General features: G+C 61.4%; 15 protein-coding genes. 2 read left to right on the top strand and 13 right to left on the bottom strand.

What is annotated here, in order from left to right; all coding sequences use genetic code 11:
- Positions 1–21: 21 nt before the first annotated feature.
- From AC3ITY_RS18455 to AC3ITY_RS18445, 3 genes are read right to left on the bottom strand one after another with little or no spacing between them, the layout of a single operon-like run.
- The gene (locus AC3ITY_RS18455) at positions 22–618 is read right to left on the bottom strand and encodes a glutathione S-transferase (protein ID WP_489304287.1); all 597 of its coding nucleotides are present in this window, start codon (positions 616–618) and stop codon (positions 22–24) included.
- Positions 615–4256, bottom strand: a complete 3642-nt coding sequence (locus AC3ITY_RS18450) for an AAA family ATPase (RefSeq protein ID WP_489304286.1) — start codon at positions 4254–4256, stop codon at positions 615–617. The genes AC3ITY_RS18455 and AC3ITY_RS18450 overlap by 4 nt, the downstream gene beginning before the upstream one ends.
- A complete protein-coding gene (locus AC3ITY_RS18445; protein WP_489304285.1) occupies positions 4253–5497 on the bottom strand; it encodes an exonuclease SbcCD subunit D C-terminal domain-containing protein in 1245 nt (414 codons plus the stop codon). Before AC3ITY_RS18445 ends, AC3ITY_RS18450 begins: the two co-directional genes overlap by 4 nt.
- A 410-nt stretch (positions 5498–5907) precedes the next feature.
- On the opposite strand from AC3ITY_RS18445, the gene AC3ITY_RS18440 reads away from it, so the two are divergent.
- Positions 5908–7491: an ATP-binding cassette domain-containing protein gene (locus AC3ITY_RS18440; RefSeq protein ID WP_489304284.1), complete on the top strand. Its 1584-nt coding sequence runs from the start codon at positions 5908–5910 to the stop codon at positions 7489–7491.
- 6 nt (positions 7492–7497) lie between these two features.
- Here the strand turns inward: AC3ITY_RS18440 and AC3ITY_RS18435 are convergent, their stop codons facing one another.
- From AC3ITY_RS18435 to AC3ITY_RS18405, 7 genes are all read right to left on the bottom strand, one after another.
- Complete coding sequence (locus AC3ITY_RS18435) at positions 7498–9147, bottom strand: BatD family protein (protein ID WP_489304283.1); 1650 nt, start codon at positions 9145–9147, stop codon at positions 7498–7500.
- Positions 9144–10880, bottom strand: a complete 1737-nt coding sequence (locus AC3ITY_RS18430) for a VWA domain-containing protein (protein WP_489304282.1) — start codon at positions 10878–10880, stop codon at positions 9144–9146. Before AC3ITY_RS18430 ends, AC3ITY_RS18435 begins: the two co-directional genes overlap by 4 nt.
- The gene (locus AC3ITY_RS18425) at positions 10877–11959 is read right to left on the bottom strand and encodes a vWA domain-containing protein (RefSeq protein ID WP_489304281.1); all 1083 of its coding nucleotides are present in this window, start codon (positions 11957–11959) and stop codon (positions 10877–10879) included. The genes AC3ITY_RS18430 and AC3ITY_RS18425 overlap by 4 nt, the downstream gene beginning before the upstream one ends.
- Entirely contained in the window at positions 11952–12446 is a 495-nt protein-coding gene (locus AC3ITY_RS18420; RefSeq protein ID WP_489304280.1) for a DUF4381 domain-containing protein, read from the bottom strand. Before AC3ITY_RS18420 ends, AC3ITY_RS18425 begins: the two co-directional genes overlap by 8 nt.
- Positions 12443–13387 (bottom strand): DUF58 domain-containing protein, encoded by a 945-nt coding sequence (locus AC3ITY_RS18415; protein ID WP_489304279.1) that lies wholly within the window; start codon positions 13385–13387, stop codon positions 12443–12445. Before AC3ITY_RS18415 ends, AC3ITY_RS18420 begins: the two co-directional genes overlap by 4 nt.
- Before the next feature lie 5 nt (positions 13388–13392).
- Positions 13393–14352 (bottom strand): AAA family ATPase, encoded by a 960-nt coding sequence (locus AC3ITY_RS18410; RefSeq protein ID WP_489304278.1) that lies wholly within the window; start codon positions 14350–14352, stop codon positions 13393–13395.
- 269 nt (positions 14353–14621) lie between these two features.
- Positions 14622–14975 (bottom strand): hypothetical protein, encoded by a 354-nt coding sequence (locus AC3ITY_RS18405; RefSeq protein ID WP_489304277.1) that lies wholly within the window; start codon positions 14973–14975, stop codon positions 14622–14624.
- Positions 14976–15479: 504 nt separating this feature from the next.
- Here AC3ITY_RS18405 and AC3ITY_RS18400 point away from each other — a divergent pair.
- Entirely contained in the window at positions 15480–20375 is a 4896-nt protein-coding gene (locus tag AC3ITY_RS18400) for an NAD-glutamate dehydrogenase (protein ID WP_489304276.1), read from the top strand.
- Positions 20376–20621: 246 nt separating this feature from the next.
- On the opposite strand, the gene AC3ITY_RS18395 is transcribed toward AC3ITY_RS18400, so the two are convergent.
- From AC3ITY_RS18395 to AC3ITY_RS18385, 3 genes are all read right to left on the bottom strand, one after another.
- Positions 20622–21332 carry an ATPase gene (locus AC3ITY_RS18395; RefSeq protein WP_489304275.1) on the bottom strand — a complete coding sequence of 237 codons (711 nt, stop codon included), beginning with the start codon at positions 21330–21332 and terminating at the stop codon, positions 20622–20624.
- Between the two features lie 229 nt (positions 21333–21561).
- Positions 21562–21972 carry a cupin domain-containing protein gene (locus AC3ITY_RS18390; RefSeq protein ID WP_489304274.1) on the bottom strand — a complete coding sequence of 137 codons (411 nt, stop codon included), beginning with the start codon at positions 21970–21972 and terminating at the stop codon, positions 21562–21564.
- Between the two features lie 160 nt (positions 21973–22132).
- Entirely contained in the window at positions 22133–22426 is a 294-nt protein-coding gene (locus AC3ITY_RS18385; protein WP_414918838.1) for an antibiotic biosynthesis monooxygenase family protein, read from the bottom strand.
- Between the last annotated feature and the right edge of the window lie 104 nt (positions 22427–22530).

Raw genomic sequence — 22530 nt, 5'->3', positions numbered from 1 at the left:
GGTTCTTTTGTGTCGGTGTTCTTACTTGCGCATCACACCGGTAAACAAATCCGACTCCAGAAACCGCTGCAACCAGTCCCGCAAGCGCCGATACGGCGTCTGCGCGAACCAGTCGCGGTCGACGTGGGCGAACTGGCGCACGAAGGGTATCAACGCCACATCCGCCAGGCTTGGATGATTGGCCAGCAAGTAGTGGCGTCCCTCCAGCAACCCATCCAGCCTTTGCAAAAACACCTCGCCTTCGCCGCGATAAACCTCCATCGGCTGCTCGAGATAACGCTCGGCGTACTTGTAGCGATTCAAGTGCACCTTGAACACCTGATCGTTCTGTTCGATCAACGGAGCGATTTGCGCCGCTGCCACAGGATCATCCTTGAGCAACCAGTCTTGCGGATCGTTCTGTGCCAGTGCCCAGCGCATGATGTCGAGGCTTTCGTCGATCACCCGGCCATCGGCGCTCAGCACCGGCACCGTGCCTTTGCCCGACAGCGCGAGCATCTCGGCGGGCTTGGCCTTCAGGCTGACTTCGACAATGTCCACGGCCACGCCCGAGTAACGCAGGGCCATGCGTGCGCGCATGGCGTACGGGCAGCGGCGGAAGGAATACAGGGTGTTCATTTCACCTCCAGGGTGCTCAGGCCGTTGCCCTGGCGCTGGACCTGAATCTGCACCGGAATCCGTTCATGCATTTCCTGTACGTGGGAAATCACCGCGACCTTGCGGCCCTGGGCCTGCAAGCCGTCGAGGGCGTCCATGGCCAGTTGCAGGGATTCGGGATCGAGGCTGCCGAAGCCTTCGTCGATGAACAGCGACTCGATTTTCAATGTACTCGACGCCATCGATGCCAGGCCGAGGGCCAGCGCCAGCGAGACCAGGAAGGTCTCGCCACCGGACAGCGAATGCACCGAGCGCAGTTCGTCGCCCATTTCAGTGTCCATCACCAGCAAGCCGAGCATGCTGCCGCCGCGCTTGAGGCGATAGCGGCGCACCAGTTGGCGCAATTGCACGTTGGCGTGGTGCACCAACAGGTCGAGGTTGTAGGCCTGGGCGATCTTGCGGAAAGTGTCGCCGGTGGCGGAGCCGATCAACGCATTCAGGCGCGCCCAGCGTTGATACTCGTTGTAGGCGTCGGCAATCTGCTGCGCCAGGGCCTGATTGGCGTTCTGCCGGCGCTGGTCCTCGGCCTGCTCGGCGCGCAGTTCGGCGCAGTGTTGCTCGCTGGTGGCGGCGAGGTTTTGCAGGTCGATCAGCGCACTGGCCAATTGCTCGACATCGAGGTTACCGTTCTGTTGAGCCTGATGATTGAGCAGGTGTTTGTTGCGCTCCTGAACCAGCACGCTGGTCTGTTCGATGGCTTTTTCGCTGTGCTGCAAGCGCTGGCGCAGTTCGCTGACCTGGGTGTCGTCGACGCGCAGCAAGTCTTCGAGGCCGCCGTCATCCAGTTCGGGATGGCGGGCACGCCAGTCGCCGATCTTGCCGGCGAGCTCACGTTCTTCGCCTTCCAGCGCGTGTAAGCGCTCCTGCTGGGCCTTGAGCTCGGCGGCGAGTTGTACTGACTGCGTGACGACGCTTTGCAGCGTCTGCGCGGTGCTGGTTTCGGCACTGCGTGCCTGTTCCACGGCCTGTTCCAGTTGCTGCTGCCAGTGCTCGGCGCTGCTGTGTTCGCCGAGTAATTGCCCGCGTGTGTGCTGGCTCGCCTGTTGCTGCTCGGTCAGCCCAGTGAACTGCTGTTCGGCGGCCTGCAATTGCTGCACGCGGCTGAGCTGGCGGTCCTGTTCCTTCTCCAGGTTTTGCTGGCGCTGTTGCTGCTCGGCCAGTTCTTCCTTTTGTTGTTCGAGTTGCGCCAGGCGCTCGGCGATCTGCCGGTCGAGCTGCATGAAGGTCGCGGCCGGTTCGACGCGCAGCGCTTGCAGGGTTTCGGCCGGCAGCAGGTTGGCGAATGCGCTGAGTTCTTCGTCCAGGCGCTGGCGGTCGTTGCCCAGTTCGCGCTGTTGATTGCTCAGGTGCTGGGCCGCTTGCTGGTGCGCGGTTTCGGCATGGCGCAGTTGCTGGGTCAGGCGTGCGGCATCCTGTTGCAGGGTCAGCAGCGCGCTCTGCCGTTGCTCGTCCTGGCTGATGCTCTGGTTGAGCTGACTGTTTTGCTGGATGAGCCAGGCGTCGCGTTTGGCGGCATCCTGATTCAGCAGTTGGGTCGCCAGCGGATGCGCTTCCAGACTTGGGGCGAGGGCCTGCTGCTGGGTCGCCAGTTGCTCCTGCTGTTGCAGCAGTTCCTTTTGCTGGGCGATCAGCCCGCCGACTTCGGCGCGCAAGTCGGTGAGTTTCTCCTTGAGCAGGTCGACGGCCTTTTGCGCGTTGGCCTGCTCGCTTTCATCAAAACGCCCGAGGCTCTGCAGCAGGGCTTCCGGCTGATGATAGGGATGCTCGTTGCTGCCGCAGACCGGGCATGGCTGATCGTCCTGCAATTGCGCGCGCAGCTCTTCGACACTGGCACTGCGCGCCAGACGCTGGCGCTCCAGCAGTTCGCGAGTGACGTTGAGGGTCTGTTCGGCAACGCTCAGATCAGCCTTGGCCTTGACTCCGTCCTGGGTCAGGCGCTCACGTTCCTGCTGCGCGGTGAGCTGGCGCTGTTGCAGCTCGGCGCCGCGCTTGTCCAGGTCGTGCTGGCTGGCCCACAGGCGCGCAAGGTCTTCGACGGCGCGCAGTTGCTTGCGGTTGTCCTGCAACAGGCTGCCCAGAATGCCGATCTGCTCGGCGACAGCGTCCGGTTCGGCGCCGGCCTCCTTGAACAGCACCTCCAGTTGCTGCTTGTGCGCGGTGAGTGCCAGGTCGGTACTCGCGGCGTTTTGTTCGAGGCTGACCAGTTCGGCCTGACCCTGATTCAGTCGATTGCCGATCAGCATCAACTGTTGCAGGCGATCACGGTAGGCATTCCAGGCATCGCTCAACGGAGCCAGATGCGTGCTTTGCTCCAGCCCGGTGGCGATGCGCTGCAAGTCCCCGGTGCCACGGGCTTGCTGATCGAGCAAGGTCTGAATCGTGCCCTGGCCCTGAGTGCAGGCCTGTTGCGCTTGTTGCCTGACTTCGGCGCTGAGGGCGGCATCCTTGGCCAGGCGGGCGAGGGTGCTTTGCGCTTCGAAGGCCTGACGCAGCAACGGCGTGCTGTCGGCTTGTCGCTGTTGGGTTTCGCTCAAGGCGATCCGGACGGCGCTAAGCTGTTGCTCAAGCTGCGTCTGGCGCTCGCCGAGTTCGCCGTGCTGCTGTGTCTGCAAGGCAATTTGCGCCGCCAAGGGTGTCAGCAGCGCATCGACCTCGGCTTTACGGGCGAACTGGTGCCGTTGCGGGGCCAGCTGTTCGAGGCGGGTGAACCTCAAGCGCTCACTGGTCAGGGCTTCCCAGTGGGTCTGCGCCGATTGCAGTTGTTCGCTGGCGGCCAGATGCTCGTCCTGCAAGCGACGCAGGTCCTTGAGCCAGGTGTCCTGCAGTTCAAGTTGTTTGAGCTGCACCTGTCGGGTCTTGAGTTGTTGCTGCGCTTCGTTGAAGCGCTCATCCAGTTCCGCGCGGGATTCCGGCGACAGCGGCGTAACCCCGTTGGCCTGATCCTGCAGCAGCTTGTGCGCCTCGCGGGCCTCCTTGGTCTTGTCGAAGGCCCGACGACCGAGGCGAGTGTAGAGCGCTGTGTCGGTGAGTTTTTCCAGCAGTTCGCTGCGATCGTTGTCGTCGGCCTTGAGGAACGCGCTGAACTCGCTTTGCGCCAACATCACCGCGCGGGTGAACTGTTCGAAATTCAGGCCCAGTGCGGCTTCGAGCTGAGTCTTGTATTCGCCTTTCTGGCTGGCGAGCAATTGATCCTGATCGATGTCACGCAAGCTCTGGCGGCTGGCCTGCAGCTTGCCGGCGGCCTTGTCCCGGGCGCGATTGGCTTCCCAGCGGGCGCGGTATCGACGGCCGTCAACACCGACGAAATCCACTTCCGCATAGCCTTCACCCGTGCCGCGACGCAGCAGGGTACGCGGGTCGCCGGTAGCGATTTCGCCGTCGGCGTCCGGCACCTTGGCGTCGCGGCCGGTGTTGTTCAGGCGCGGTACGGCGCCAAACAGCGCCAGACACAGGGCATCGAGCAGGGTACTTTTACCGGCGCCAGTGGGGCCGGTGATGGCGAACAGTCCGGCACTGGCCAGGGGTTCGGCGGTGAAGTCGATTTCAAACGGCCCGGCCAGCGAGGCGAGGTTTTTCAGGCGGATCGCGAGGATTTTCATGGTTGTTCGCTCTCCATCTGCACGTCCTGCAACAGCTCGGCAAAGTCCTTGAGGGTCTGCTCGTCGACCTCGCTGCCGTAGTTGTCCTGCCAGGCCCGGCTGAACAGTTCCTGAGGCGTGAGCTGGTCCAGTTCGATCAGTGTGCTGCCTTCGTCGGCACCGTCACGGCCGCCGTTGCCGGCGTACTCGGCGGCGATGCGCACCAGGCGCACGGCCTTGCCTTGCAGGGCGGTTTCTACTTGATTGCGCAGGTCGGGCTGCGGTTCATCGAGGCGCACCCGCACCTCCAGCCATGGCTGGCGCTGGATGTCGGCCAACAGGTCGATGTTCGGCAGGTCCGCCAGTTGCAGCAGGATCTCGCTCAATGGCGCAGGGCCGATGCGTTGCAGGTTGACCGCGCGGGGGATCAGTTTCGGTTCGACGCTGACCAGGGTTTCGCCGTCGAGCTTGATGTCGAGAATCTGGTGCTGATAGCTGATCTCGGAGAACGACAGCGGAATCGGCGAGCCGCTGTAGCGAATGCGCTCCTCGTCGTTGACCTTCTGCGGCTTGTGCAAGTGGCCGAGAGCGACGTAGCTGATGCTCGGCCCGAACAGGTTGGCGGGCAGGGCTTCGGCGTTGCCGATGATCAGGCTGCGCTCAGAGTCTTCCGACACCGAGCCGCCGGCCATGTGCGCGTGACTGATGGCGATCAGTGCCTGGCCCGGCTGGCGCTTGGCGTTGGCCGCTTCGATCAGCCACTCGTGCACCTGACCGATCCCGCGCAGGTAGTTGTCACCCAAATGCGCGCCGGTGACTTCCGCCGGGCGCAGGAATGGCAGCGCCAGGCACCAGCCGGCGACTTCGCCACTGGCATCCGGCAAGGGCAGCAACAGGCGCTCGGCGTCTAGTTGCCCGTCATCCAGCCACAGCACGCGGCCCAGCGCATGGGTGCGCAAGCGGCGCATCAACGGTGCGGGCAATTCGATCCGCGAGCCGGAGTCGTGGTTGCCGGCGATCATCACGATGGTCAGCAACGGCTGCTGTTCGTGGGCGCTGACGATGAAGTCGTAAAGGCGTTCCTGGGCTTTGACCGGCGGGTTGACCGTGTCGAAGATATCGCCGGCGATCAACAGTACATCCGGTTGATCCAGTTTCAACTGGCGCAACAGCCAGTCGAGAAAACAGCCGTGCTCGAAATCGCGATCCTGGCCGTGCAGGTTCTGCCCGAGGTGCCAGTCGGAGGTGTGAAACAAGCGCAAGGCGGACTCCGCTACAAAATAGGTAATGGCCGCGGGAAAAATGAAGGCGGCGAAAGGGGGGAGAGTTTACTGGCAAAAGGTCGGGAATGCAGAAGGCAAAAAAAACAGCCTGCGACATCTCCTACAGGGTATGCGCATATCCAATGTAGGAACTGCCGCAGGCTGCGATCTTTCGATCTTGTTGTTGGTAGAGGTGCGCGCCTGGTCAAGATACATTGGCCCTCGGGAGGTTTGCTGTTGAGGGTGACACAAGACCTCTCTGCGTCGATCAGGGCCGGCATGCTGTTCGAAGGTCATTTTCAAATGTGGGCTGGCGCCGTGTTTACGGTCATCGCCCATCCGCCGGGTGCTGTTGCGCATCATCAGGGAGTGGTGCACTGCCCATCGGGTCGATTATTCAAGGAAGTGTCATGACGCAACGGTTACTTCAGCTTGATCAAGTGTCGTTCAACCTGCCCGACGGGCGCGTTCAGTTCGATCACTTGAACCACACCTTCAGTACCTGGGCCACGGGCATCGTGGGCGCCAATGGCTGTGGCAAATCCTTGCTCGGCCGACTCCTCTCGGGCGAGCAACTGCCCACCAGCGGCATTGTCCGTCGCGAAGGGCGGGTTTACGCCGTGCCCCAACTCCTCGAGCCCGAACGTTATCCCAGCGTCGCCGCGCTGGCCGGTGTCGACCATATTCTGGCGGCGCTTGCGCGCATTGCCCAAGGCAGCGTCGATGATGACGACCATGCGCTGGCGGTCGACCAATGGGATTGCGCCACACGCCTTGAGGCGGAACTGCAGCAGATCGGCCTCGGTCACTTGAGTGCCGACGCGCGCACCGACGCACTCAGTGGTGGCGAACGGCAACGGGTGGCGCTGTTGGGGGCGTGGCTATCCAGGGCCGACTGGCTGATTCTCGATGAGCCCAGCAACCACCTGGATATTGATCAGCAACACAAGCTTGCGCAGCAGATCGAGCGCTGGCCCAACGGTCTGGTGTTGATCAGCCACGACCGGGGCCTTCTGGAGCACGTGAGCGAAATTGTCGAGCTTTCACCCCTGGGGCTGGCGGCTTATGGCGGCAACTACAGTCAATATGCCGCGGCGCGCGAGCAGGAGCAGCAGGCGTTCCAGTCGGCATTACAAGGTGAGCGGTCGCAGGCCAAACGTGAGCAACGCGAGATGATCGTACAAATGGAGCGTCAGCAACGGCGTAATGCCCGCGGTGACCGTCAGGCTCGAGAGGGTAGCCAGACCAAACTCATCACCAATGCCCAGAAAGAGCGCAGCGAAAACAGTCAGGGAAGATTGCGCCTCAATCAACAAGTGGCCCGGGAACAGCAGCAACAACGGATCGCTGAGGCCCGTGTGCGGTGCGCGCCGGACATTCAACGCATGATGTTGTCTCCGGAAAGCGTAGTACCCAATGGCAAGCTGATTGTGCAGCTCAACGACGTCATTCTCCCGTTCGGTTACGCGGCACCGATCAATCTGACGTTGACGGGGCCTATGCGCATGGCAATCCTGGGCGCCAATGGCAGCGGCAAGTCGACTCTGTTGCGAGTGATCGCCGGCCAACTGCCGGTGCGCGAAGGCGAACTCATCCGCAGTTGCCATGTCGGCTGGCTGGATCAACACGCCGGATTGCAGTACCCCGAACGCACGGCGGTGCAATGGCTCTACGAGAGCAATCCAGAGTTGCCCGAAGCCGAGGCGCGAACCCGCTTGGCGCAGATGGGGATTGATGCTGACCGTGCGATGCTCAAGACTTGCCAGTTGAGTGGCGGCGAACGTCTGAAAATAGCGCTCGCTGCGCAGTTGTATGCACGGCGGCCACCGCAATTGCTGTTGCTGGACGAACCGGATAACCATTTGGATCTGCCCAGTAGAATCGCGCTGGAGCACATGCTAAATCAATACCAAGGGGCATTGATCGTGGTTTCTCACGATTGCGCTTTTTTACACGCTATCCATCTAGATGCTGAGTTTCATCTCAAAAGCTAAAAACAATCACTTCGGATAAAGCGGCGGCAGCCCACTGTCACCGACCGGGTCCTGCACCCGTTCGGCAATCGGGATCGCCTTGATCGCCCGCCACAACTCGTCACCCTGCCAGTACTGGCCGGTTTCGCTGTACAGCGCGCCGTTCAGGCCGTCGAGGGCGTTGGACAGTGGCACGAAGCGGGCGGCCATGTCGGCCAGGGTTTCCGGCTGTTGGCGGGCCCAGGCGTCGAGGGCCTGGCGGGTGGCGTGGGAGTCGTTGGCCTGGCAGGCGCGCTTGAGGTCGTCGAGTACGGTGCGCGGGCTCGGGCCGGTTTGAGCGGCACGCGCCACCGCCGGTTGCCAGCGGCCACGCCACCACAGGCCGAAGCCGAGCAGGGTGGTGCAGGCCAGAATCAAGGTGCTGAGCTTCCAGCGCCAGAGTGCTTCGCTGTCGGCGCTGGCATCGATCGGTGAGGCGCCGGACGGGGTGTCGACCACCAGGCTCGGATTAGCCGCCACGTGCAGCGTGCGGGCAGGCAGGCTGCTGTGTTCCAGATGGTCCTCGAAGGTGTTCCACCAGACCACGTCGACGGTGGGCAACTCGATGGTGCCGGTCCGCGTCGGCACCAGGGCCTCGCGGTCTTCACGACTGCCGACCAGGCCGCGCTCGCTGTTCTGGTTGCCGAGCACCGGTTGATCCGGGTAGCGGCGCAGGCCGCCGACATCGGTGCCGGGTAGCGGTGGCAGTTGGGTGCTGGACAAGCCTTCGGCCTTCACCGTCAGGCTGCGGGTCAGTGAATCGCCGACCTGGGCATGATCCGGTTCCGGGTTCCAGCTTTCGCTCAGGGTCAGGCTGCGCGCAGGCAGCCAGGGGGCATCGGCCGGATAGGTGATGGGTTTGGCCTTGACCGTCAACAGCAGTTCGGTCGAGGTGACGCGCATCAGCTTGCCGGCTTTGGGCCCCTGGGTGGTGTCCTGTACCGGTTGTGCGTCGACCAGCGCGGCGTTGAAGACCTGCGCTGGAATGATCAGTTCGCCACTGTGTTGCGGGTAGATCGCATAACGCATTTCGATCACGCCATGGCGCTGGCCATCGATGTCTTTTTCGTAGGTGCGTGATTCGCCCAGTTGTTCGATGCGTGCGTCAGGTATCTGCAACGGCGGCAGGCTGCTGTCGTCGTACAGCGACACCGAATGGTAGATGCGCAGGGTCAGGATCGCCTGAGCCTGAACGTAGACGCTGGTTTGATCGAGGCTGGCATCAATGAACACCGGGGCCCGCTTGTCCGGGTTGTCCGGTGTATCGCTCTCGACCACTTGCAGGGTAATCGGCTGGCTCTGCAGTTCGCCCAGTTGCAGTGACGGAATCACCACGCTGCCGTTTTGCCGGGGCAGGAGGGTGACGATCCAGCGGGTGGTGGCCTGGTTTTCACCGCTCAGGGTGTTCAACTGGTTGACCTGGCGTGTGCCGCGCACTTCGAACAACGGCTCCAGCGCCGCCAGGTCAGGTTTGCCGAACTGAGTGACATCAGTGGATTCCAGGGTCAGCTCGACCGTCTCGCCCGAGCTCAGGCGACTGCGATCAACACTGGCGACCAGTTCTGCTGCCTGTGCCTGAACCGTGCAGAACACCAGGCCATGCAGCAGCGCGAGCAATAAAATGGTGAAGCGGGTCATCGAGTTTCTTCCTGATCCTGATGTTGTTGCTGTTCGTACCAGAATTTGCGCCTGAGCAGTTCACCGGGGTCATCGGGGATCTGTCGCAGCCACTGCTCCAGTGCCTGGCGCTGTTCACCTTCGATGCTGTCGGTGGCCGGGCGCAAGGGTGGTGTGGTGTGTTGTTCGTCACCCAGTTCGCTGCCCGGTACTTCGTTGGCCCCCGGTTTCGGCGGTGTGGTGGGTGATTGTTCCTCTCCCGGGCGGGTCGGTTGCCCCTCGGTTTTCGGTTCGCCGCTGCTCGAGGGCTGGGCGGCGGCACCGGGCGGTGGCTCCTGGGATTCGGCTTCGGGCCGGGCGTTGCTGGCTGCGTCTGGCTCAGGAGGGGGAGTGTTTTTCTCCTTGAGCAGGCGTTCGACCAGCGCCTTGTTGGTCAGTGCCGGACGCAAATCCGGTTGACGCTCCAGTGCCTGCTCGTAAGCGTCCAGGGCTGCCTCCAGCTCACCGCTTTTGGCCAGGGCATTGCCCCGATTGTAGTGGGCATGGGCATTGTCGCCTTCAGCAAACCGCTCGGCGGCGCCTGCGTAGTCGCCGGCCTCATAGAGCGCCACGCCTTGCCACTGATGGTCTTCGAAGCGTCGGGAAGCCTCTGCCGGACGCTTCTGTTTGAGTAAATGCACGCCTTGTTGATCAGGTCGCAGCCACAGGTCCGCGAGGTCGAAGGCGTAGCTCGGTTGAGGCAGCGCCAATAGCAGCGGCAGGCACAGCAGCCAACCGCGACGTCCCGCGCAGGCCGCGAGCAGCAACAGTGGCAGCAGCAACCAGTACCCCTGATCGGCCCAGGTGTCCAGGCGCAAGGTCTGACCGTCATTGCGCAAGTTGCGTGGACCGTCGAGCAGGCCAAGGGCGTGCAGGTCGCTATCGTCCAGGCGCGCCTGGCGATAGCGCCCATCCAGGTCGTTGGCAAAACTTTTCAAGCCAGGCTCGTCGAGGCGCGGCACGAGAATGGCGCCTTGTTCATCCTTGAGGAAGCTGCCGTCTTCCTGGGTGATCGGCGAGCCTTCGGCGGTGCCGATGCCGAGCATCAGGAATTGAGTCGATTTGCCGTTCAGCGCGCGACGGATGCCCAGCCGCTCTGGTTCGGTCAGGGACGAACCAATCAGCAGAATCCGGCCGTCGCCCAAAGCAGCCTGTTCGAGCAGCGCCAGGGCCTTGAGTACCGCCAGATCGGCGCGATGACCGGCCTCTGGCATCAATGACGGTTTCAGTGCATCCAACAGGTTGCGGCTGGTGGAAAGATCATCTGACAGCGGTACCAGCGTGTGGGCACTGCCGGCGTAGACGACGATGGCGGTTTGCGCGTCGCTGCGGATCTGCAGCAGGTCAAGCACCTTGCGTCGTGCCTGTTCGAGTCGGTTGGGCATGACGTCGGTGGCGAGCATTTCCGGGGTCAGCTCGAGAATCACCACCAGCGGGTCGGCGGGCTTTTGACTGGTCTGTTCTACACGCTGCCAGCTCGGACCCAGCAGGGCGAGTACGGTCAACAGCCACGCGAGACCGAGGGCGATCCAGGGCAATTTACTGTCACGTCCACTGCCACCGCTGAGCAGTGCCGTGTGGAAGGCCGGTGGCAGAATCATTTGCCAGCGCCCAGCGCGCTTCTTGCGGTGCCAGAGTTGCCAGAGCAACCAGCCAAGCACCGGCAGCAACAGCAGCCACCAGGGGCGGAACCAGTAGGGCCACAGCGCACTCATCGGCGTCTCCGCAGGCGCAGGCGTTTAAGACGCTGGCGCCAGTCGGGCAGCAATTGCGTTTGCAAGTACAGATCCTTGGTAAACAGGCGTTGCAACGGGTTGTCCGGCCAGAGTACGGGGGCCACCAGCAGCATGCTCAACCACAGCGCCAGGGCCAGCGGCCAGTGATACAAGGCTTGAGCCGGGCGAGCCTGGGTTGGCTGCTGGGCCACGGGCTCCAGTTGATCGAGGGTTTTCTTGATTGCCTGCAGTTCCTTGCCGTCGCGAGCACGGAAGTACTGGCCACCCGTGGCCTCGGCGATTGCCTTGAGGGAAGGCTCGTCAAGGTCCAGGCTCGGATTGACACCGAGAAAGCCGACCGTGCCGCTTTGCTCCGGATCGGCACCGATGCCGATCGGGTAGATTTTCACGCCTTCCTTGGCCGCCAGCCGCGCCGCAGTGAGCGGGTCGATTTCACCGCCATTGTTGGCGCCGTCGGTGACCAGTATCAGCACGCGGCTTGTTGCCGGACGCGAGCGCAGGCGCTTGAGGGCCAGGCCGATAGCATCGCCGATGGCGGTGTTTTTGCCGGCAATGCCGATGCGCGCTTCGTCGAGCCAGACGCGCACGGTGTGCCGGTCGAAAGTCAGCGGTGCTTGCAGGTAGGCCTGGCTACCGAACAGGATCAGGCCGACCCGGTCACCTTCGCGGCTTTCGAGAAAGTCTCCGAGCAGATGCTGGACCAACGCCAGTCGGCTCACATCTTCGTCCTGCCACTGCATGTCAGGGAAGTCCATGGAGCCGGAAACGTCCACTGCCACCAGCAGATCGCGGCCGCTGGCGGCAATCGGCAAGGGTTCGCCGAGCCACTGCGGGCGCGCCGCCGCGACCAGCAGCAACAGCCATAGCAGTATGAACGGTGCCTGCTGGCGCCATGCCGGCAGGTTGGCCCGGGCGCGACGCCCGGCGAGGCCTTCCAGGTCGCTGAGGAAGCTGACCTTGAGCGCCGGTTCGCCACTGTCGGCCACCGGCAATACGATGCGCATCAGCCACGGCAGCGGCAACAGGGCAAAAATCCACGGCCAGGCGAACTCAAACATGCTTGCGAATCCATGTGTCGACGGCCTGGGTCAGGCCGGCGATGGCCTTGTCGTCGAGTTTGCATTCGGGTTTGTAGGCGCCTTCCACAAGCACCATCCAGCGGGTCAGCCCGGCTGCCGGGCAGCGATTGTCGAGGAACGCCAGCCACTTGCGCCCGTTGAGGGTGTGGCTCTGACTGTAGGGATAGTGGTTGCGGCACAGGCGCTTGAGCAAGCCGTTGAGTTGCTGCAGCCAGGCACCGGCTGGCGCACCGTCGTAGGGTTTGGGCATCAAGGCCAGCTCCGCCAGGGCGGCCAGGCGCACCGGGTCAAGCGGCTGTTCAGCACGTACCACGGGGCGCTTGTCCGGAATAAAGCGACGCAGCTGCCACAGGCCCAAACCGAGCAGTGGCACCAACAGAAGCAGCAACCACCAACCCGGTGCCGGAGGCCAGAATTCCACCGGTGGCGGGGAGATCAGTGGTTGCAGTTGATCAAGGCTGCTCATCGACCCTTCCCCGGTTTCTGTGGGTTCAGGTATTCGCGCAATTGCTCGACCATCTCGCTCTGAGTGCTCAAAGGCATCATAAGCACCCGTAGTTTCTGCGCGAGCAGCTCCCAGTGCGCGATGCGTGCTTCGGCCTGGGCCCGGTAAGTCTGGCGCAGGTCGAAATTCAGCGTGTCGAGTTCCAGTTGCGCGCCACGCTCGGCGAAACGTAAAAGGCCAGCGGCGGGCAGGGCATGATCCAGCGGATCGGACACCGGCAGCAGCAGCAGGTCGCAATGACGCGATAACAGGCTCAGCTGTTGCTCGGCGCTTTCTGATAGCGCGCGTTCATCGCAAATCACGATCACCAGACTGCCCGGACGTGACACCTCCCGCGCTCGGCGCAAGGCAATGCCAAAGGCATCGCGGTCCGGCTCGCCTTCGGTGGTTAGCGACTGGTTGACCCGCACCAGCCGGTTGAGCAACTGCAGCAGGCTTTGCTTGCTGCGCCGGGGCTTGATTTCGTAATGCACATTGTCGCCATACACCAGCCCGCCAACCCGGTCGTTATGGCCCAGCGCGGCCCAACCGATCAGGCTCGCGGCCTGGGCGGCGAGCACCGACTTGAACATCAGGCCCGAGCCGAAAAAGAGCCGGCGGCTTTGTTCGACCATGATGAAAATCGGTCGCTCTCGTTCTTCGTGGAACAGCTTGGTGTGGGGCTCCTGGGTGCGCGCAGTCACGCGCCAGTCAATGGTGCGCACATCGTCACCGGCCTGATAGACCCGCACCTGATCGAAGTCGACGCCACGCCCGCGCAATTTGGAATGGTGCAGGCCGATCAGCGGGCTGCGCTGGCTCGGCGTGGAAAACAGCTGCACTTCGCGCACGCGATGGCGCATCTCGATCAGGTCGGCGAGGCTGACACGGATGCCCGGCTCGGGCGGCAGGCTGGCGTTCATCGGGGTCAAGCGACGGCTACGACGTCGAGAATCCGCTGGACCACTCGGTCCTGATCGATGCCAGCGGCTTCGGCTTCAAAGGACAGAATGATGCGATGGCGCAGCACGTCGAACAGCACGGCCTGGATATCTTCCGGGCTGACGAAATCACGTCCGGCCAGCCAGGCGTGAGCGCGGGCGCAGCGGTCCAGGGCAATCGAACCGCGCGGGCTGGCGCCGTAGGCGATCCACTCGGCCATCTCCGGATCGAACTTGGCCGGGGTGCGGGTGGCCATGACCAGCTGCACCAGGTACTCCTCCACAGCGTCGGCCATGTACAAACCGAGGATTTCCTTGCGTGCGACAAAAATCGTCTGTTGAGTAACCAGACGTTCAGGCTTCGCTTCGCCGTTCAGGGCTTCTCCACGGGCTTGCTGCAGAATCCGGCGCTCAACAGTGGCATCGGGAAAGCCGATTTTCACGTGCATCAGGAACCGGTCAAGTTGGGCTTCTGGCAGCGGATAGGTACCTTCCTGCTCGATGGGGTTTTGCGTGGCCATCACCAGGAACAGCGGCGACAGCTCATAGGTGCTGCGCCCGACGCTGACTTGTCGCTCGCCCATGGCTTCGAGCAAGGCCGACTGAACCTTGGCCGGTGCGCGGTTGATTTCGTCCGCCAGTACCAGGTTGTGGAAGATCGGGCCTTGCTGGAACACGAAACTGCCGGTTTCCGGGCGGTAGATTTCCGTACCGGTAATGTCGGCCGGCAACAGGTCAGGGGTGAACTGGATGCGGTGGAACTGGGCTTCGATGCCTTCGGCGAGTTCTTTGATGGCCTTGGTCTTGGCCAGGCCAGGGGCGCCTTCGACCAGCATGTGGCCGTCGGCAAGCAGGGCGATGAGCAAGCGCTCGATGAGTTTTTCCTGGCCGAGAATCTGCGTTGAAAGAAAGGTTCGCAGCGCTAATAGCGCTTCACGATGTTCCATCGATGACTGTTCCTGCAAAAGGGTGGCCGAGGACGTTCGAAGTACGCCAGGGCTGGGGGCGTTACTTTAATCCATCGCGGGGGGCGGCGACTAACGGCATTTTGCGCAAAATGCGGGAAATGATTGGGGCAATTGCTGGATTTTTGTAGCAGGGGAGTGATTGGGTGGCTGTGCCGGCCCCATCGCGAGCAGGCTCACTCCTACATTGACGGTGTACGACGATCTATTGTAGGAGTGAGCCTGCTCGCGATGAGGGCAGATCAATCACCTCAAATCTGGCTGATAAAGGTGCCAGTGTCTTTAAGAATGTTCTGCAAGGTCTCTACCAATTCGTCCAGATCCGTCATGTCGGCATCAAAGGTGATCTCCAGCACATCATCCCCATTCAGCGCATCGGCATCGGCAGCAGCAATTTCGATCTTCAGCAGGGAAGGGCTGAGCGTGACTTTCACGCCCTCAAGGGTCGAAGGCTCGCCGTCCAGAGTGATTTCCAGCTCGTCTTCATCCGGGTAGCGGCTCATCAGGAACATGTCGCCCTGGTCGCTGTGGCAGCAGAGCATGGCCATGTTGTCTTCTTCGTCGTCGCAAGGGTTGACGATCAAGAGGGCGGTTTTCATTTTCATGGGAAATTCCTGGCTCGACGGGCGTGGTAAACGCAACAAAGGGCGATTCTGCCAGCCCGCGCACATTTCTGCTCGTCCGAGTGTCGATGACCGGGTCGTGGACGGCCAGAGTGTTACTGGTCATTTCTGGTACGCATGTCCCGTAAAACCGGACGGAAAACCGTCATTTTCCTGTGCGAATGCTAGTGTTGTTCGATGCGCATGCCTTGAGCTGCGTACCGATGACCGAATATGTCGCAGCACCGCAAGCACGGGCCTTGCCGCACTGGTTAAGCTGCGCAACGGATGAGCACCCGTAAAGACATTGCGCTGCACGCAGTCCAGTCGTTTTTGCAGATGCCCATTCACGGAAGGTGAATGTGACCTGAGTGTCTCGTCCAGCTTCACCCACCTGTCACCCTGTTTCCTCTGCCCGAGAATCAGGAACAGGGTGACGGGTAGCCCCGAACAGGGGTTTTGCACGCGACGCTTCCATCAATAACAAGCCCAAGCGGAGTACCACAGATGGCGTTCTTCACCGCAGCCAGCAAAGCCGACTTCCAGCACCAACTGCAAGCGGCACTGGCGCAGCACATCAGTGAACAGGCACTGCCACAAGTGGCGCTGTTCGCTGAACAATTCTTCGGCATCATTTCCCTTGACGAGCTGACCCAGCGTCGGTTGTCCGACCTTGCTGGCTGCACCCTTTCTGCGTGGCGCCTGCTTGAGCGCTTCGATCACGCGCAGCCGCAAGTGCGCGTCTACAACCCCGATTACGAACGCCACGGCTGGCAGTCGACCCACACCGCGGTCGAAGTGCTGCACCACGACCTGCCATTCCTGGTGGACTCGGTGCGTACCGAGCTGAACCGCCGCGGCTACAGCATCCATACCCTGCAAACCACCGTGCTGAGCGTGCGTCGTGGCAGCAAGGGCGAGTTGCTGGAAATCCTGCCCAAAGGCACCCAGGGCGACGACATTCAGCAAGAGTCGCTGATGTACCTGGAGATCGACCGCTGCGCCAACACCGCCGAGCTCAATGTGCTGAGCAAAGAGCTGGAGCAGGTACTCGGTGAAGTCCGCGTGGCCGTCGGCGATTTTGAGCCGATGAAGGCCAAGGTCCAGGACATCCTGACCATGCTGGACAACAGCCAGTTCGCCGTCGATGGCGACGAGAAGAACGAAATCAAGAGCTTCCTGGAATGGCTGGTGGGCAACCACTTCACCTTCCTCGGCTACGAAGAGTTCGTGGTCAGCGATGAAGCCGATGGCGGCCATATCGTCTACGACAAGGACTCCTTCCTCGGCCTGACCAAACTGCTGCGTGCCGGCCTGACCTACGATGACCTGCGCATCGAAGACTACGCCGTGAACTACCTGCGCGAACCGACCCTGCTGTCGTTCGCCAAGGCTTCGCACCCAAGCCGTGTACACCGTCCGGCTTATCCGGATTTCGTGTCGATCCGTGAAGTTGACGCCAACGGCAAGGTCATCAAGGAATGTCGTTTCATGGGCCTGTACACCTCATCGGTGTATGGCGAGAGCGTGCGGGTGATCCCGTACATCCGCCGCAAGGTCGAGGAAATCGAACACCGTTCCGGCTTCCAGGCCAAGGCTCACCTGGGCAAGGAACTGGCGCAGGTGCTCGAAGTGCTGCCGCGCGACGACCTGTTCCAGACCCCGGTGGACGAGCTGTTCAGCACCGTGATGTCGATCGTGCAGATCCAGGAACGCAACAAGATTCGCGTGTTCCTGCGCAAAGACCCGTACGGCCGTTTCTGCTACTGCCTGGCCTACGTACCGCGTGACATCTATTCCACCGAAGTGCGCCAGAAGATCCAGCAAGTGCTGATGGATCGCCTGAAAGCGACCGATTGCGAGTTCTGGACCTTCTTCTCCGAGTCCGTGCTGGCCCGCGTGCAGCTGATCCTGCGCGTCGATCCGAAAAACCGCCTCGACATCGACCCGCTGCTGCTTGAAAAAGAAGTGGTGCAGGCCTGCCGCAGCTGGCAGGACGACTACGCCGCCCTGACCATTGAAAGCTTCGGTGAAGCCCACGGCACCAACGTGCTGGCTGACTTCCCGAAAGGCTTCCCGGCCGGTTACCGCGAGCGTTTCGCAGCCCACTCGGCTGTGGTCGACATGCAGCACCTGCTGAGCCTCAACGAAAAAAATCCGCTGGTGATGAGCTTCTACCAGCCGCTGGGCCAGGTTTCCGGCCAGCGCATGCTGCACTGCAAGCTGTACCACGCCGATACCCCGCTGGCGCTGTCCGACGTCCTGCCGATCCTGGAAAACCTCGGCCTGCGCGTGCTGGGTGAGTTCCCGTATCGCCTGCGCCACAACAGTGGCCGCGAATTCTGGATTCACGATTTCGCGTTCACCGCCGCCGAAGGCCTGGAACTCGACATCCAGCAACTCAACGACACGCTGCAGGACGCCTTTGTCCACATCGTGCGTGGCGAAGCCGAGAACGACGCGTTCAACCGTCTGGTACTGACCGCCGGCCTGCCATGGCGCGACGTTGCACTGTTGCGTGCCTACGCCCGTTACATGAAGCAGATCCGTCTGGGCTTCGACCTGGGCTACATCGCCAGCACCCTGAACAATCACACCGACATCGCTCGCGAGCTGACCCGGTTGTTCAAGACCCGTTTCTACCTGGCGCGCAAGCTGACCGGCGACGATCTGGACGACAAGCAGCAACGCCTGGAACACGCGATTCACAGCGCCCTGGACGACGTCCAGGTACTGAACGAAGACCGCATCCTGCGTCGCTACCTGGACCTGATCAAGGCCACCCTGCGCACCAACTTCTACCAGACCGATGCCAACGGCAATAACAAGTCGTACTTCAGCTTCAAGTTCAACCCGCACTTGATTCCCGAGCTGCCGAAGCCGGTACCGAAGTTCGAAATCTTCGTTTACTCGCCGCGCGTCGAAGGCGTGCACCTGCGCTTCGGCAACGTGGCTCGTGGTGGCCTGCGCTGGTCCGACCGTGAAGAAGACTTCCGTACCGAAGTCCTGGGCCTGGTAAAAGCCCAGCAAGTGAAGAACTCGGTGATCGTGCCGGTGGGTGCGAAGGGCGGCTTCCTGCCGCGTCGCCTGCCACTGGGCGGCAGCCGTGACGAGATCGCGGCCGAGGGCATCGCCTGCTACCGCATCTTCATTTCGGGCCTGTTGGACATCACCGACAACCTGAAAGACGGCGCCCTGGTGCCACCGGCCAACGTCGTGCGTCATGACCAGGATGACCCGTACCTGGTAGTGGCGGCGGACAAGGGCACTGCGACCTTCTCCGACATCGCCAACGGCATCGCCATCGACTACGGCTTCTGGCTGGGCGACGCGTTTGCGTCCGGCGGTTCGGCCGGTTACGACCACAAGAAAATGGGCATCACCGCCAAGGGCGCGTGGGTCGGCGTACAGCGCCACTTCCGCGAGCGCGGCATCAATGTCCAGGAAGACAGCATCACCGTGGTCGGTGTCGGCGACATGGCCGGTGACGTGTTCGGTAACGGCTTGCTGATGTCCGACAAGCTGCAACTGGTCGCAGCGTTCAACCACCTGCACATCTTCATCGACCCGAACCCTGAGCCGGCATCGAGCTTTGCCGAGCGTCAGCGCCTGTTCGACTTGCCTCGTTCGGCCTGGTCAGACTACGACACTAGCCTCATGTCCGAAGGTGGCGGGATCTTCTCCCGTAGCGCGAAGAGCATTGCGATTTCCCCGCAAATGCAGGAACGCTTCGACATCAAGGCCGACAAGCTGACCCCGACCGAACTGCTGAACGCCTTGCTCAAGGCACCGGTGGATCTGCTGTGGAACGGCGGTATCGGTACTTACGTCAAGGCCAGCAGCGAAACCCACGCCGATGTCGGCGACAAGGCCAACGATGCACTGCGCGTGAACGGCAACGAACTGCGCTGCAAAGTCGTGGGCGAGGGCGGTAACCTGGGCATGACCCAACTGGGTCGCGTCGAATTCGGCCTCAATGGCGGCGGTTCCAACACCGACTTCATCGACAACGCCGGTGGTGTGGACTGCTCCGACCACGAAGTGAACATCAAGATCCTGCTGAACGAAGTGGTTCAGGCCGGCGACATGACCGACAAGCAACGTAACCAGTTGCTGGCGAGCATGACCGACGAAGTCGGTGGTCTGGTGCTGGGCAACAACTACAAGCAGACTCAGGCCCTGTCCCTGGCAGCTCGTCGCGCCTTGCCGCGGATTGCCGAATACAAGCGCCTGATGAACGACCTGGAAGGCCGTGGCAAGCTGGATCGCGCCATCGAGTTCCTGCCGGCCGAAGATGCAATCAACGAGCGCATCGCGGCTGGCCATGGCCTGACCCGTGCCGAGCTGTCGGTGCTGATTTCGTACAGCAAGATCGACCTCAAGGAGCAGCTGCTGGGCTCCCTGGTGCCGGACGACGACTACCTGACCCGCGACATGGAAACCGCTTTCCCGCCAACGCTGGTGAGCAAGTTCTCCGCGGCCATGCGTCGTCACCGTCTGAAGCGCGAAATCGTCAGCACCCAGATCGCCAACGATCTGGTCAACCACATGGGCATCACTTTCGTTCAACGACTCAAAGAGTCGACCGGCATGAGCCCGGCGAACGTGGCCGGCGCCTACGTGATCGTGCGCGACATTTTCCACCTCCCGCACTGGTTCCGTCAGATCGAGAACCTGGACTACCAGGTCTCCGCCGACGTGCAACTGGAACTGATGGACGAGCTGATGCGCCTGGGCCGTCGCGCTACGCGCTGGTTCCTGCGTGCCCGCCGCAATGAGCAGAATGCTGCCCGTGACGTCGCCCACTTCGGTCCGCACCTGAAGGAGTTGGGCCTCAAGCTCGACGAGCTGCTCAGTGGCGAGATCCACGAAAACTGGCAGGCCCGTTACCAGGCATACGTCGCAGCCGGTGTTCCGGAGCTGCTGGCGCGCATGGTGGCTGGCACCTCGCACCTGTACACCCTGCTGCCGATCATCGAGGCCTCCGACGTGACCGGCCAGGACCCTGCGGACGTGGCTAAGGCTTACTTCGCCGTGGGCAGCGCGCTGGACATCACCTGGTACATCCAACAGATCAGCGCTCTGCCGGTTGAAAACAACTGGCAGGCCCTGGCCCGTGAAGCGTTCCGTGATGACGTCGACTGGCAGCAACGCGCGATCACCATCTCGGTCCTGCAACAGGGCGACGGCACCCAGGACGTGGAAACACGGCTCTCCCTGTGGATGGCACAGCACGAGAGCATGATCGAACGCTGGCGCGTCATGCTGGTGGAAATTCGTGCCGCCAGCGGCACCGACTACGCCATGTACGCGGTGGCCAACCGCGAACTGCTGGACCTGGCGTTGAGCGGTCAAGCGGTAGTGCCTGCCGCTGTCGCCGCCGAGCTGGAACCGGCTGCCTGATCAGGCGCTGAATGAAAAAGCCCCGCATCGAGAGATGCGGGGTTTTTTTTTGCGTTCATTGTTACTTCATGCGCAGAAAATACAGTTCGCGTTCTGAGTGATCGGCCCAGGTTTCAGAGCACAAGCGCTAGCTCCCTCGCCACGGGTTTCTCTCTGAGTGAAGACACGTTTAAGTGAACAGCATTACCGTGAGCACGGGGCCTTTTTGAGTTTCTGTGGTGACTGCTCGCGATAGGGCCTTCAGTTTCAATAAAGTTTTTGGCCTGATTCTTTATCAAGCATCGACACGTTACTTGTCGGGCTGGTCAATAAATTACTGAGCGACTGGTCAAACTTTTGCAGCGCCCTGACTTGTACATTTTGTTGTTCATTAATGTCCGCAACTATCTCTTCACTGCGTTTATAGTCGGCCCAAACCGGACTAAGTGCTTTGGCGTCATGCCCTTGTGCAGTACCGATGTAGTTAAAGTTCTTGTCGTAAAAATCCGCACTGACATCTGCCTGGATGTCTGAACTGCGCGAGGTCATCAGTTGGCTGCGGGTGTCGATTACCGCCATCAAATCCGGTTTCGCCGCCCTGAGGCTCTGCATGTCCGGGTATACCGTGACCGAGCCGAATTGCCGCTGCAGGGAGGCCTTGACCCAATCCACGGCCATGTCCGGCCTGGAGGTGGCTACATAGGCGTCATGAATCGGCTGCACCAGCAGGCTCTGGCCGAAACCGGTGCCGGCGTTGGCCTGGTAGTCGTGAAGATAGGCGCGGTTGGCCTGGGTATTCTGGCTGTAGACAATGCCCAGCGAGACATGGCTGCCGTTGGTAATGCTGGTGGCACCGCTACGGCCTACCGGTTCGGTGAAGATACCGTTCAGCGAAGAGACCGCCGTCGGCGCAGTGGGAATCGAGCAGCCGGTTAAAACAACAGCCATGGTCAACGTACTGGCAAGCGCAAGTTTCATGGTGTTTCTCCAGTGAAACAACTTTAGTCGAAAGTTAAAGTTGCCGGTGTTATACCGGCGGTGAGTCAAGACTAAACCCTGGATGATTTATTTAAATAGCCAATGTCCGCACTTGTCAGGCGACCAATAGTTTTGTTTGGTTTAAAAGTCTTCGGTTAATTGCGTGAGGAAATAAAAAGGCCCGAATCCGCGATTCGAGCCTTTTTATTTATAGCTGTACGTTCAGCCATCAGTGTTCCAATGGGATCAACACTTTCTCGTCCGGGGCCAAAACCATGAATACCAGCAACTTGGCTGGCGTGGTTGCGCTGGCGTTTTTCGACACCATGTGTTCCGAACCCGCCGGCTCATACCAGAACTCTCCGGGCTTGTAGGTTTTCGCTGGCTGGCCCTTCACCTGGGAGGTGATTTCTCCGGAAATGACATAGGCCATGGTGGTGCCCTCGTGTTTGTGGGCGATGGACGACTGGCCGGGTTGGTAATCGACTTCGATCATCAGCGCTTTTCGGCCAGGGACGTTCTTCAGCATTTCGTCCTGCAAGACGGTGACCTTTTCCGATGGGGCATGGGCAAAGGCCGATGCGGACGCAATCAGGGTCAGGGCAGCGAGGGGGGCAGCACAGAAGCGCAACATGTTCATGGTTCTTTACCTGCGGTGGTTGGTTGTTGCAAACCACAGTAGTGCGCAAGCAGTAGAGGTTAAACAGCCAATATTCTGGAAGGCGAGGGGACCAATTGCAGAAGGGCCAATGGAGAAAAAATGATGGTGAGGGAGCAAGCTCCCTCACGACAGGAAATGGTTAAACGATCGGAAAACTGTTGAAGTCCACGGCATTGGCCAGTTGGCTATCGATCAGGCTGATGAAGCCCTGGACTTCAGGACAGTTGAAATGCGATCGCATGGCCGCTTCCGATTGCCAGTGGGCGCTGACGGTCCAGCGATTGGTGTCCTCGGGGCAGCGGTCGACCATATAGGATTCGCAGCCGGGAAGTTCGCGCAGGGTTTCGACAATCTTCTGCAGTTGCTTGCCCAGTTCATCCGAGCGGCCGGCGACGGCCTGCACCTGTACGGTATTGATCACTTCATGGGACATTGCTCACACTCCTGAATCAGGCCGGACGAATCCTGCTCATTGAGGGATAACGCCTATGCAGGATAGGCCCGGCCCCCGGGACCGCCAATAGCCAATCGCCGGAT

The organism is Pseudomonas sp. GL_091 (assembly GCF_057837725.1).
Note: the sequence above shows the minus strand (reverse complement) of the source record. Positions and strands in the feature narration are given on the sequence as shown.